At 46.1% G+C, this 13363-nt stretch carries 14 protein-coding genes and 1 pseudogene; 1 reads left to right on the top strand and 14 read right to left on the bottom strand.

Features of this window, described 5'->3' with window-relative positions; genetic code table 11:
• Positions 1 to 25: 25 nt before the first annotated feature.
• The 11 genes and pseudogenes from ACW5MY_RS11835 to rpsU form a co-directional block, all read right to left on the bottom strand.
• A complete protein-coding gene (locus ACW5MY_RS11835; RefSeq protein WP_014470681.1) occupies positions 26 to 400 on the bottom strand; it encodes a diacylglycerol kinase family protein in 375 nt (124 codons plus the stop codon).
• A complete protein-coding gene (gene ybeY / locus ACW5MY_RS11840; RefSeq protein ID WP_065522747.1) occupies positions 381 to 854 on the bottom strand; it encodes an rRNA maturation RNase YbeY in 474 nt (157 codons plus the stop codon). Before ybeY ends, ACW5MY_RS11835 begins: the two co-directional genes overlap by 20 nt.
• On the bottom strand, positions 855 to 2987 hold the full coding sequence (locus ACW5MY_RS11845) for an HD family phosphohydrolase (protein WP_289393732.1): 2133 nt from the start codon (positions 2985 to 2987) through the stop codon (positions 855 to 857).
• Positions 2988 to 3066: 79 nt separating this feature from the next.
• On the bottom strand, positions 3067 to 4026 hold the full coding sequence (locus tag ACW5MY_RS11850) for a PhoH family protein (protein WP_013352924.1): 960 nt from the start codon (positions 4024 to 4026) through the stop codon (positions 3067 to 3069).
• Positions 4002 to 5220: pseudogene (yqfD, locus tag ACW5MY_RS11855) on the bottom strand (sporulation protein YqfD). Before yqfD ends, ACW5MY_RS11850 begins: the two are co-directional and overlap by 25 nt.
• A gap of 17 nt (positions 5221 to 5237) precedes the next feature.
• Positions 5238 to 5519: a sporulation protein YqfC gene (yqfC, locus tag ACW5MY_RS11860; RefSeq protein ID WP_003152966.1), complete on the bottom strand. Its 282-nt coding sequence runs from the start codon at positions 5517 to 5519 to the stop codon at positions 5238 to 5240.
• 56 nt (positions 5520 to 5575) lie between these two features.
• Positions 5576 to 6010, bottom strand: a complete 435-nt coding sequence (locus ACW5MY_RS11865; protein WP_013352926.1) for a hypothetical protein — start codon at positions 6008 to 6010, stop codon at positions 5576 to 5578.
• A gap of 27 nt (positions 6011 to 6037) precedes the next feature.
• Positions 6038 to 7030: a flotillin-like protein FloA gene (gene floA / locus ACW5MY_RS11870; protein ID WP_013352927.1), complete on the bottom strand. Its 993-nt coding sequence runs from the start codon at positions 7028 to 7030 to the stop codon at positions 6038 to 6040.
• Positions 7031 to 7054: 24 nt separating this feature from the next.
• Positions 7055 to 8371, bottom strand: a complete 1317-nt coding sequence (locus ACW5MY_RS11875) for an NfeD family protein (RefSeq protein ID WP_013352928.1) — start codon at positions 8369 to 8371, stop codon at positions 7055 to 7057.
• A 121-nt stretch (positions 8372 to 8492) separates the two neighbouring features.
• Positions 8493 to 8939, bottom strand: a complete 447-nt coding sequence (locus ACW5MY_RS11880; protein ID WP_007408278.1) for a GatB/YqeY domain-containing protein — start codon at positions 8937 to 8939, stop codon at positions 8493 to 8495.
• A 14-nt stretch (positions 8940 to 8953) separates the two neighbouring features.
• Positions 8954 to 9127, bottom strand: a complete 174-nt coding sequence (rpsU, locus tag ACW5MY_RS11885) for a 30S ribosomal protein S21 (protein WP_003152957.1) — start codon at positions 9125 to 9127, stop codon at positions 8954 to 8956.
• A 171-nt stretch (positions 9128 to 9298) separates the two neighbouring features.
• Here rpsU and ACW5MY_RS11890 point away from each other — a divergent pair, with 171 nt between their 5' ends.
• A complete protein-coding gene (locus ACW5MY_RS11890) occupies positions 9299 to 10225 on the top strand; it encodes a Na/Pi symporter (RefSeq protein ID WP_013352929.1) in 927 nt (308 codons plus the stop codon).
• A gap of 37 nt (positions 10226 to 10262) precedes the next feature.
• Here the strand turns inward: ACW5MY_RS11890 and mtaB are convergent, their stop codons facing one another.
• From mtaB to prmA, 3 genes are read right to left on the bottom strand one after another with little or no spacing between them, the layout of a single operon-like run.
• On the bottom strand, positions 10263 to 11618 hold the full coding sequence (gene mtaB / locus ACW5MY_RS11895; RefSeq protein ID WP_013352930.1) for a tRNA (N(6)-L-threonylcarbamoyladenosine(37)-C(2))-methylthiotransferase MtaB: 1356 nt from the start codon (positions 11616 to 11618) through the stop codon (positions 10263 to 10265).
• A complete protein-coding gene (locus tag ACW5MY_RS11900) occupies positions 11618 to 12388 on the bottom strand; it encodes a 16S rRNA (uracil(1498)-N(3))-methyltransferase (RefSeq protein WP_013352931.1) in 771 nt (256 codons plus the stop codon). Before ACW5MY_RS11900 ends, mtaB begins: the two co-directional genes overlap by 1 nt.
• A gap of 22 nt (positions 12389 to 12410) precedes the next feature.
• A complete protein-coding gene (prmA, locus tag ACW5MY_RS11905; RefSeq protein WP_013352932.1) occupies positions 12411 to 13346 on the bottom strand; it encodes a 50S ribosomal protein L11 methyltransferase in 936 nt (311 codons plus the stop codon).
• Between the last annotated feature and the right edge of the window lie 17 nt (positions 13347 to 13363).

The following is a 13363-nucleotide window of genomic DNA, read 5'->3' on the forward strand; positions in this document are numbered from 1 at the left end:
GTAAAATAATTGTAAGAATCTTCTGCTAACATATTTTCGGCAAGAAGATGAGTAAACCAATGATACACGAAATCACGGCAAAGACGCAAACGGCTCCGGCGGCCGCGTCTTTTGCCGCTTTTGCGAGCGGATGATACTGATCGGTAACTAAATCAACAACATGCTCTATCGCGGTATTTACAAGCTCCAGAGCAAGCATCCCGCCGATCAGCATCAAAACAACGGCCCATTCGGCCGTGCTGAGCCCGGTGAGAAAACCGCAAAGAATAACGGCGCAGGCCGCGATGATATGAAATTGAAAATTACGCTCTGACCGCGCCGTTTTCCAGATTCCCCTCCATGCATGGACAAAGCTTTTCAGGAACCTGCTCCACTCGTTTTTATGATCTCGTGAGTCCATACTCATCCAGCAAATCCTTTTGCTTTGAAAACATTTCTTCCTCTTCTTCTTTTGTCATGTGATCATAGCCAAGCAAATGCAAAAAGCCGTGGACAGCCAGAAAACCGAGCTCTCTCATAAACGAATGGCCGTACTCTTCGGCCTGCTCTTTCGTTCTGTCTGCGCTGATGATAATATCTCCTAAAACAGGCGGCATGTCGGCGCCCACGATTTCTACCTCGTCTTCGCCTTCTTCCTCAAGCGCAAACGAAATCACGTCAGTCGGAGTGTCTTTTCCCCGGTAGTCTCTGTTGATTTCTCTGATCTCATTATTTGTCACAATCGTAACTGATACTTCAGCCTGATCCTGAACGCCTTCTTTTTTCGCCGCAAATTGGAGCAGCTTCTCCACTTCCTGGAGCGCATCGGCTGAAACGCTGTTTGTTTCATCAACAATATCTATGAGTAAACCCATTTATTTCACCTTCTTCGTAGCCTCCGGATATTCAATCCGGGAGTGGAAAATTCCTTTTAAAGTCGCACATAGTGTTTTTGCGATCGTATCCAGCTCTCGGAATGTGAGATCACATTCTGAGAACTGCCCGTCCTGAAGCTTGTCGGATATAATCCCCCGCACCAGTTTTTCAATACGTTCGGGATTGGGATTATCCATGGAACGGACGGCGGCTTCGACGCTGTCGGCCACTGAGATAATGGCCGCTTCTTTTGATTGCGGCTTTGGTCCCGGGTAGCGGAACTCTTTCTCTGTAATCTGGTCGCCTTTTTCTTTCGCTTTATAATAAAAGAATTTTAAAAGGGACGTTCCGTGATGCTGCTCCGCGATATCCACAAGCTCTTTCGGAAACTTGTAGCTTCTGAGCATATTCGCACCGTCTGTCGTATGTGCAATGATGATATTTTTGCTGAGCTGAGGAGACAGCTTATCATGCGGATTATCCATATTCATCTGATTTTCAATAAAATATTGCGGGCGTTTCGTTTTGCCGAGATCGTGATAATACGCTCCGACCCGTGCTAAAAGACCGTTCGCCCCTACAGCTTCACAGGCCGCCTCCGACAGATTTGCCACCATGACGCTGTGATGATATGTACCTGGTGTTTCCGTTAAAATCTTGCGAAGCAGGGGATGGTTCGGATTAGACAGTTCAATCAGCCTCATCGTTGAAAGAATCCCGAATCCCGTCTCAAAAAACGGCATCAGGCCGATAATCAAAACGGATGAAGCAAGCCCCGAGACGACCCCCATCAGCATCAGCGTTCCGATTTCAACAGGTGACAGCGCCGTATTTTGTATTAACAAAAGCGACAGCACGATAATCATATTAATAAATGATACAAACAGTCCCGCCTGCAATATCTTTGATCTCGCGTTATGTTTCCCCAAAAACAGAATGCCTGAAATGCTGCTTATTAAATAGTAAATACCGATCACATAATTAAACGTTCCCGTCACGCCTTGATTAAACATCATACTGCCGCAAATCGCCAAAATGATGCTTCCTAAAATAGCGAGCCTTTCATTAAGCAGCAGCCTGAATAATATGGCGCCGGCGGCGATCGGAACTAAATAACCGATATTCGTGTATTCGATTTTTTGAAACAGGCTGACGACTTCCATTATGACAAGAATCAGCGTTGTAATAATAGAAAACAACAAAAGTGATTTATTTTTCAGCTTAAGTTCCTGCTGCTGTTTCTCAAAATAGTAGACAAGCGTAGCAATGAACAGACCGATCATCAGAAGGAGACCGCTGATCGGTTTTAACAGGTTGGAATTATTCAAAAGCCCCGTTAATTCGAGCTTTCTGTATACTTCCCGGTCGATCAGGTCATTCTCTTCAACAAGAACCTGTCCTTGTTTGATCTGAACCGGCTGGACACTGTCTGACGCTTCCTGGCGCTTCGCATCAGTCGCTTTCGGATCAAATACGTAATTCGGGATGACCGCATATTTTCCGATTTCAGTTGCCGCTGACAAATACTTTGACGGCACGGAAGCGCTTTTCAGCTCTTTTGCGACTTTTTCCTTCGCTTCCGCTAATTTTTCGGACGGTATCTCACTGCTCATCACCGTATTCACCGCAGTAATGACGGAATCTCTTACAAATGAGAAATCTTCATTGTTCGCATGGAGAAGCGACGTAATAGCATCTTCCGAGATGGATTCATTGACATCCTGTGTCAGCTTGCTTTTCACCGCTTTTACCAGCGATTTTTCCGAAGGTGACTTTTTGTCTTTATCCGCATCTTGTTTCACTTCACCGATGCTGTCAAAAATGGAAGTGATCAGGTCAAGCCGGTTGTCGGTATAGCCTTTTTTCAGAGTGTACTGATCTTCCACCGCATCTTCGGCCGCCTGTTTTTTCGCTTCCGTCGCCTGCTGGTCTTCCACGGTGGCGGGCGCGTAAATCGTCTTATCACTGACTGAAAACAAATCCAAATTAAGTGATTCAGGTTTTACATGAATAAAGAGCAAACCAAACATGATCGCTGAAAGCAGCAGATACAGCAACACATGGGCTGAGCGGGCATGTCTGAAACTGCGGAACCGTTCCCGGGCGCCTTTACCCTTTCCCTTCTTTTTCAAAACAAGAACCTCCTCCCTGAAACATCAGGAACACATCATATAAAAATGACCCGATAACGGGAGATCGGGTCATTTTGCATTACTTTTGCTTATCATAAGCTTCAATAATTTTTGCAACAAGCGGATGTCTGACCACATCTGTCTGGTCAAGTTCAATCACGGAAATGCCGTTTATGTCCTTCAGCATATCCCTCGCTACTGCAAGTCCCGATGTGACGCCTTTCGGCAGGTCAATTTGGCTTACGTCGCCCGTAATGATCATTTTAGAGCCAAAACCCAATCTCGTCAAAAACATTTTCATTTGAGCGGGGGTGGTATTCTGGGCCTCATCAAGAATCACATACGCGTCGTCAAGCGTCCGCCCTCTCATATAGGCGAGCGGGGCGATTTCGATAACCCCTCTTTCCATAAGACGTTCCGTATGGTCGCTTCCGAGCACATCATGGAGCGCGTCATACAGCGGGCGCAGGTAAGGATCTACTTTTTCCTTTAAATCTCCGGGCAGAAAACCGAGGCTCTCGCCGGCTTCCACAGCGGGTCTTGTTAAAATGATTTTTTTAATGTGGCCGTTTTTTAAAGCATGCACCGCTTTTACGACCGCCAAATATGTTTTGCCGGTTCCCGCCGGCCCGATGCCGAACACCATGTCGTTTTTCTTCATCGCCGCGACATATTCTCTCTGGCCGAGGGTTTTGACACGGATCGGTTTGCCTTTTGCCGTTTTCGTTATTTCTTCTTCATACATGCTTTCAAAATAGTCCAGTTCATCTTTCTTTGCCATTTTCACGGCATACAGCACATCACGTTCCGAAATCTCGATCCCCTTGCGAATTAAAGTAAGGAGCGAGCCCAATAATCTGTCAGCAATCTCAAAAGACTCATCATTGCCGGAAACGTAAATGGTTTCACCGCGTGTGATGATGCTTACGCCCAGATCCTTCTCCATCAAATGTAAAAAGGCGTCTTGGCTGCCGAACAAAGAAAGTGCTTCGTCCGGGCTTTTCAGTTTGTGATTCATCGCAAGTAAATGTTCTGCCATTCTTTAGTCTCCCTGAACAATAGGTGTGGTTTGAACGATATCTTCTATAACTTGGTAGAGAATAATCAACTTTACTTTACCATTCTCAACGGATTGGTGCAAAACTTTTTCACTTTCCACCTCTCCGCTGCCGCTTAATCGCTTTTCTACGTCTTGCCTGCCCATTTTGATGCCGGCCTGAACCGCTTCGTCTTTTTTATAAGTCCGCACGGATGTTTCGCTTTCTCTTATATGTTCTTGGACGTAAGAAACAGGGAGCTTTAACCCCAGAAATTGAAACGGGTGCTTTTCTTCCTCGGTTTTCGGATGTTTCAGCGGCTCTTCATTAAACCCGAAGCCCCAAAAAGGCACGCCCCATGATCCGAAAGACAGCTTGTGCTTCGTCCTTACTTTACCCGTATATAGCGTAAATGATGTTTCAAGAGGCACGGTTACTTCAGACTTGTACCATGTTTCTCCGTAAATTTCCGCTTTTGAGGTGACTTTCTTCTGCTGCTCTTCATTACCGATCAGACCTGAGACAAGGAGCTGGCCTTTGTCAACATGATCGTTCACAAAAGCCATCGGCTGACCCTTTTGCACGAACATTCTTTTGATGACCGCTTTCTTTTTGGCAACAATATGGCGGGGGCTCAAGTATTTTTCTTTTGTCGGTTCATTTTTTTCGACCACTTTCATATGAAGGGCTGTCCCGTTCAATTCCACACCGACCCACGTAATATTTTCGATGCCGTTTGTTAATGATTTTTGAATTTTCTCCGGCGTCATCATTAAAAATTGCAAACGGCCTTTTTTCACACCGATTTCTTCAAGGTGCTTTACCATCTGATGCTCAGTTTCGGGCTTGGCCCCTTTAATATCGATTTCCCAAATCATGTTGGACAAAAGGAACAATATAATGAAAAAAATCACAAACCCCGCGGTAAAGCCTATGTTTAATTTAGATTTGAGAAGCAGAAAGGGCAGGCCCTTTCTTTTTGTAAAGCTTGCTTTGCATTCATGGTTTCTGATGACTCTTCTGAAAGCATGTACATCCTGAAGCTGAATCATAAGCATTACACAGTCTTGCTTTTTTTTCACCGCAAAGATAGCAATTCCGTTTCTTGTACATTCATTAAGCAGCCGTTCAATTCCTTTTCCTTTGACTTCCATTTGGACTTTACCCGAAAAAAATGACAGCCATTTGTTTTTCACATTATTTCCCCCCGGCTTTATGAATCGACATATCGTACGTGATCTATCGTGCCTTCCAAAAGAATTTCCTCAGGAAGGATTGCCTTAATGACCAAGTTTTTTCCTGATATGATACATTGCCCCTGCTTGAGCATCAGCCTGACTTCTTCTTCGCTGAACAGCAAGAGGCCTCTGTGATTCTCTATGTAGATATGAAGTCTGCCGACCATCGTAATACGAGGCAGATCCATCATAACGTCCGGGGGAATTTCCAATGCTCTTGTCAGCCATGCCTTTACACGATTCTTTCTTTGCCCCATAAAAAAAGAACCCCCTTTCATCTCATATGTATGATTAGAAAAGGGGTTCTAACACTTTATTTTTTACGGATGCTCCGCATGGTCCGGTGAGGTTTTTTCGCACGGGGCGGGCCTAAAATCTCACTGAATATGATGCCTTGCACCGCAGTTTCTTTCTTTATTTTGAGGGCTGGTTTCTTCAGAGTCGTATTTCGTTGGCGTGCAGATGTCAGCAGATGTTCAAGCCCATTGAACATCTGCTCTGTCTCCGCAAGCCGCTTTTCAGCTTCCCTTCTTTTTTTCTCAAAAGGGTTCTCTTCTGAAACGGCAGGCATTTCTTCCGCTTCCGGCTTGTGCTCTTTATGCGGCTGTTTGTGCTCCTGCTTTTTTGCCTGATTCTCGGGACGTGTGCCCGGCGGACGTTTTTCATCTTTGTTTTTCTTGCCGAATATTGCCGATATAATGCCGATGACGGCGGCAATGACGAGCGGATTTGTCAGAATCTCGTGCATATAGCGGCTCCCTCCTTAATAGAGAGGTTATTGTTGGTCTTCATCTTGCTGGTCATTCGTCAGCTTGCCGATAGAATCCCTCATGTCCGTGTCAGCGTCGATATTTTTTATGTTCATATAATCCATGACACCGATGTTGCCTTCACGCAATGCTTCAGCCATCGCAAGCGGAACTTCCGCTTCGGCTTCCACGACTTTCGCACGCATTTCTTCTACGCGTGCGCGCATTTCCTGCTCTTGGGCGACGGCCATGGCGCGGCGCTCTTCCGCTTTGGCCTGCGCAATGTTTTTGTCTGCTTCTGCCTGATCTGTCTGAAGAATCGCTCCGATGTTTTTACCGATATCAACGTCGGCGATGTCAATCGAGAGAATTTCAAATGCAGTGCCTGAATCCAGCCCTTTGCCAAGGACGGTCTGTGAAATCATATCAGGGTTTTCAAGCACTTTTTTATGATTATTCGAGGAACCGATTGTCGAGACAATCCCTTCTCCGACACGGGCGACAACCGTCTCTTCTCCCGCTCCCCCGACAAGACGGTCGATATTGGCTCTTACCGTGATTCTGGCTTTTGCTTTTACTTCAATTCCGTCCATGGCGACACCCGCGATAAACGGTGTTTCAATAACCTTCGGATTTACGCTCATCTGTACGGCTTCCAATACGTCGCGCCCGGCCAGGTCAATGGCTGCGCATCGCTCGAATGACAGCTCAATATTGGCGCGCTGTGCCGCAATCAGGGCATTAACCACCCTGTCGACATTACCTCCGGCCAGATAGTGGCTTTCGAGCTGATTTGTTGTAGCGGCTAGGCCTGCTTTATGCGCTTTGATTAACGGATTGACAACGCGGCTTGGTATAACGCGGCGCAGCCTCATCCCGACCAAAGTGAAAATACTGATTCTGACTCCTGCTGCAAGCGCCGAAATCCATAGCATCACCGGTACAAAGGTGAAGAATATGGCTAACACAATAATGGCAGCTGCAACTAATGCTAAAATCGCCAAACTTGACAGTTCCATCTAATTCCTCCTCAAGGTTATCATCTATATTTCTCTCACGACAATGCGTGAGCCTTCCACTTTCACTACTTTCACCTGTCTGTCTTTTTCAGTGAATGACCCTTCCGAAACAACATCCAGACGTTCATCATCAATAATGACGGTGCCTGACGGTCTGAGGGCTGTAGCGGTAACGCCGACTTTCCCCAATAGCTCCGTCCGGTTCTGATTTGAGACATAACCGCTCTCCGTGCTTGTTGAATCAGTTAATATCAATTTCTTAAAGAATTTCATCCGTTTCCCCAACACCCTTGTTAATATGATAAAGGCTGTAATAGACACAGCAAAGGCGATCAAGAGAGAAACCGCCATTACAGTAAAGCTGCCCGCAGCGAGAAAGAGACTTGCGATGACGCCCGCAATCCCGATAAGGCCGATTATACCCCCGGGCAGAAAAATCTCTAAAAGGATAAACACCAAGCCCGCGCAAAATAAGAATATACTGTCATAGCCGGCAAATCCGGCTGCGATATGGCCGGCGAAAAACAGCAGCAAGGCTGTCAGTCCGACGGCACCCGGTATTCCGAGGCCCGGCGAAAACAATTCAATGGTCAAACCAAGCAAAGCAAGCGTTAATAAGACGGGGACAACAAACGGATTCGTCAGCCATCTGCTTAATTTGCCGACAAAACCCTCTTTTGCATGATGAACATCCGATTTATCAAAACCGAGCTTTGTATATAAAGCATCAAGGTTTGAAACCGTACCCTCCGAATATCCGACTTCCTTGGCTTTTTCAGCTGTCAGTGTCAGCAGCTTTCCCTTAGGAGCCCCCGCTTCTTTTGCATTGATGGCGGGGTCTGCCATGGCCAGGGCGTATTTCGGATTTCGGTTGTTTTTAGCCGCTGCGTCCTCCATTTCTGCATGCCACAGCGATTGGGCCTTTTTGTCTGCCGCGTTTCCTTTTCCGTCGATGATGGCTGCGGCACCCATTTTTCCGCCCGGCGCCATATAGATTTCATCTGCCTGAAGCGCTATATAAGCTCCGGCAGAAAGCGCCCGTTTATTCACGTAAGCGGTAACAGGCACATCCGAACCGCCGATGATATCTGCAATATCCAAGGCTGATTGAACGGCTCCTCCCGGTGTATTGATGTCAAGGATAATGTGTGACGCACCGGATTCCTTCGCATCTTTGAAAGAACGCGATAAAAACGAGGCGAGCCCCTGTTCGACATTTTTCTCAACCGGGATGACATACACCGATGGATGATCAGCTTTTGCGTTCAACTGAACCCCTAATAAAGATAATACAAATAAGCCAAATAGAGCAACAGCAATTCCGGTTTTTTTTCGGAACAAGGCAAATATACCCTCCTTCCTGCTTCATTCTTCTTTATATACGTAACAAATGTACTTTAGTTTCATTTTTTTATGTATAAAAAAAGACATCTCTCCAGGAAAGATGTCTTTTTCTTGTCAATTAGGATAATTGACTGCTGACAAGTCTGTTAATCACACTGCCGTCAGCTTTACCTTTTACTTTAGGCATAATAGCACTCATCACTTTGCCCATGTCCGCTTTAGAGCTCGCACCGACTTCAGCGATGGTTTCATTTACGATTGTCTGCAGCTCTTCTTCAGAAAGCTGCTTCGGTAAATAAACTTCTAAAATGTCCAGCTCTTTTTGAACTTTATCTACTAAATCTAAACGATTAGCGTTTGAAAATTCATGGAGGGAGTCTTTACGTTGCTTAAGTTCACGAGATAGGACAGTAAGTTCCTCATCCTCGGTCAAACTGTCTTTCTTAAGCTTAATTGCTTCGTTTTGAAGTGAAGCTTTCACCATTCGAACGACAGTCAGTTTGTCTTTCTCACGGCTTTTCATATACAGCTTCATATCTTGGTTAAGTCGCTCAAGAAGACTCATAAATCCACCCTCTTTTAGAATTTGCGTTTTCTAGCAGCTTCTGACTTTTTCTTGCGCTTTACGCTAGGTTTTTCATAAAATTCGCGCTTTCTTGCTTCTTGCAAAGTACCTGTCTTTGATACACTGCGTTTGAAGCGACGAAGAGCATCTTCAAGCGATTCGTTTTTTCTAACGACCGTTTTTGACATTCTCTTTCCCTCCCTCCGAATACACCAATCGACTACCTTTAAAAAGATACACATATAAACATGTACTTTGACATTATAATATAAGCCATCAGTCAGGTCAACTAAGTGAGTTCACTTTTCCGGCATGAAACAGGTGGCTTGTCTATATAATGACGGAAAGGGGTGTTTCGTTTGCTGATACTGATTCTTTTCACTGCACTTATCCTGATTTTTTTACTCGGAATGAGCCTGCTCAGACAGGGACTGATCGCATTAACGTATTCAAAAATTGAGAAGAGCCTGCTCTTGTTTACCGACCACCCGTTGAAAGCTTTTCTCATTAGCATCGTATTCACGGGTTTTCTTCAGAGCAGCTCAGCCTTTATGGTCATTGTTATCGGCTTTGTCAGTGCAGGCGCTTTACCTTTTAAACGGACGATTCCGATGATTCTCGGCACGAATGTCGGCTCCACATTTACGACGGAATTTTTGGCCATAAAAATGGATGTGCTCATTTGGGTTCTTTTTATCGGCGGCCTTGTGCTGATTCTCATCCGTAAATACCCGTTCAGGCAGATCGGCATAAGCTTCCTCGGTCTCGGCATCATCTTTTTTTGCATCACATGCTTCAGCCGTCTTGCCGTTCCGCTGACAGAAATGAAGGCGGGAGCGGAGGTATTGCGCCATGTAAATGATTCAAGCTGGTCCGCTCTTTTTATCGGCATGATATTGACTGCAATCATTCATTCAAGCTCCGTCTGCATCGGCATTTTAATGAGCTTTATGAACGAAGGGATGATCGGCATTGATCAGGCGGTCAGCGTCGTTTTGGGATCTAATATCGGGACATGCGTCACGGCCGTCATGGCTGCTGTTTCAGGCGGCTATGCCGCCAGACAGACCGCCGGCGCTCACGTTGTCTTTAATATTCTCGGCGTACTCCTCGTGTTTCCCTTCCTGTCCGCAACAGCGGATTTTACGGAGCGGCTGTCTGACGATCCCGCGCAAAAGATCGCGCATTTCAGCCTTTTGTTTAATGTTGTCACCGCCTTATTGTTTCTCCCGTTCACTCATTTGTTTTACCGGCTGATTGACAGGCTGATCCCTGCGAAACCGTAAAAAAACCGATGCGCGAGGGCATCGGTTTTTTTATCTGTTATGAAGACATGCGCATGTTCTGAGTCATTTCTTCCTCAACGACGCGGACGAATTGTCCTTCATTGTACGGATAGCCTGCTTTTTGAATTTTGACTTTAACAAGTTTGCCGATTAAATCTTCCGTGCCTTTGAAGACGACTTTCATGTAATTGTCCGTATAGCCGACGAACATGCCGTCTTCATCAGACTCTTTAAACGTCTCCTCCGGAATGATTTCCAGAACCTCTCCTTCGTAATCAGAGGCATATTCTTTGGCAAGCTGGTCAGACAGGGCAATCAGCTTGTGCACCCGTTCATTTTTCACATTCTCGTCAACCTGGTCTTCCATTCTGGCCGCAGGTGTTCCGGTGCGTTTGCTGTAAGGGAATACATGAAGCTCAGAAAACTTATGTTCTTTAATGAACCGGTATGTTTCCATAAATTCTTCTTCTGTTTCACCCGGGAAACCGACGATAACATCAGAAGTTACGGCAAGACCCGGCAGTGCTTCTTTCAGCTTATTTAAACGGTCAGCGAAAAATTCCATCGTATATTTTCGTCTCATCCGTTTCAGCACGGTGTTTGATCCTGATTGAATCGGGATGTGAAGGTGGCGGACGATTTTATCAGACGCATCCAGCACTTCAATCACTTCATCAGTGATTTGGCTTGCTTCAATAGATGAAATTCTGATCCGTTTCAGTCCCTCTACACGTGTATCCAACTCACGAAGAAGCTTGGCAAAATTATAATCTTTCATATCTTCGCCGTAGCCGCCCGTATGAATCCCAGTCAGAACGATTTCTTTATAACCGGCATCCACCAGTTGCTGCGCCTGTTTAATGACTTCTTCAGGATCGCGGGAACGAAGCAGGCCGCGCGCCCAAGGAATAATGCAGAACGTACAGAAGTTGTTGCAGCCCTCTTGGATTTTCAATGACGCTCTTGTCCGGTCAGTAAAAGCGGGAACATCCAGCTCTTCAAACACGCGTGCTTTCATAATGTTGCCGACACCGTTGATCGGCTGGCGCTCTTCCCTGTACTGCTCAATGTAGCCGAGCATTTTTTCACGATCCTGCGTGCCGACGACAATGTCAACACCCGGGATGGCCATAATTTCTGCCGGAGATGTTTGCGCATAGCACCCTGTTACGCAGATTACGCCGTCAGGATTTTGGCGGATCGCCCTTCTGATGACTTGACGGCTTTTTTTATCTCCCGTGTTTGTTACCGTACATGTATTAATGACATATACATCTGCTGTCTGTTCGAATTCTTTTCGTTCATAACCCGCATCTTTAAACAGCTGCCAGATTGCTTCTGTTTCATAATGATTGACCTTGCAGCCAAGGGTATGAAAAGCAACAGTTGCCATTACTGATCACCTCTTAATAACTCTGTATGATAGGAAACTGCGCTTAACGCGTAAAGCGGCGCAGTTTCAGTCCGTAAAATTCTCGGTCCGAGGCCGCATAAGACGGCGCCTTTTTCTGAAAGCTGCTGAACTTCAGACTCAGTCAGACCGCCTTCAGGGCCGAATACGATTAAAAGAGACGAACCTTGCGGAAGGCTTTTGAGTTCCGCGGCGAAAGCGCCCGTTTCTCCCTGCTTTGATGACTCCTCGTATGCAACGACACATTTATCGACATTCTCCGCCATCTCAAGCAGCTGCCGGAATGTATGAACGGTTTTCACTTCGGGAATTTCATTGCGGTACGATTGCTCCGCCGCTTCCTTCGCGATTTTCGCCCATCTCTCCCGCTTTTTCTTTGCCTTTTTGTCGTCAAGCTTAACGACGGATCGGGCGCCTTGAAAAGGGATGAACATACTTGCCCCGAGCTCGGTCCCTTTTTGGATAATCCACTCAAGCTTATCGCCTTTCGGAAGGCCGCTGGCGATCCTGATCTTTAACGGCAGTTCACGGTTTTCCCCCGTCCATTCAGCGACGCTGCATGATATATGATCTTTAGAAATCTCTTTGAGCAGGCATAGCGCTTCATGGCCGTCTTTCGAACAGCAGATAATCCGGCCTCCCGCACTCATTCTCATGACGTTGGCAATATGGTGGACGTCTTCCCCCGTGATGTGAAAATCGGGGGTTTCGTCCATCTCCTGCTTCGTGAGCTCGATAAAATATCGTTGCATACGCTGTGACACCTACTAACTGTTATTTTTTCGCGATGATGCTGACCCAATCTTCCATAGACAGAATTTCTATGATGGTAAAGCCGGCTTTTTCCAACGCTTCTTTTACTTCCTGTTTTTTCTGGCCGATAATGCCTGAAGTAATAAAATGGCCTCCGTCTTTGAGCAGGTTGTACGCCTGCGATGTAAAGCGGAGAATCACTTCAGCCAAAATATTTGCGACAATGACATCATGTTCGCCCGTGATGCCGTCTAACAAATTATTCTGCTTCACTTCGGCCGTATCGCTCACTTTGTTCAATTTCACATTCAGACGCGCGCTTTCAACAGCGACCGGGTCAAGATCATACGCATGAACCGATTCAGCCTTAAGCATGGCGGCTGCGATGCTCAAAATTCCAGAACCCGTGCCGACATCAATGACACGGTCTCCTTTTTGAACGATACGCTCAAGCGCCTGAATGCACAGAACGGTTGTCGGATGCGTTCCCGTACCGAATGCCATGCCCGGATCCATTTCGATAATCAGTTCATCCGTATGCACCGGTGTATATGTTTCCCATGTGGGAACGATCGTGAACTTTTCAGAAATTTTCACAGGATGGTAATACTTTTTCCAAGCTGTCGCCCATTCCTCTTCATTAACCTCAGAAATGGTGATTTTGTTTCTGCCCAAATCAATATCGTACAGCAGCAGATTATTAATCGTCTCTTTAATGCCGTCGACCGTTTCGCCCAGGAAACTGTTGATCGGCAGATACGCTTTGACAATGACACCCTCATCGGGGTAATCATTGGGGTCGAGCTGGTAGATTTCCCCGTAAACATTCTCACGCTCTTTCATTAAATCAAGCGGATCTTCGATGACAACCCCGCTCGCACCAGCTTCATGCAAAATATTTGAGATGGGTTCGACCGCTTCATGTGTTGTGTGAATGCTGATTTCGGACCATTTCAAAACTACCAACTCCTATC

It is taken from the genome of Bacillus sp. Bwzl_19, from assembly GCF_054900515.1.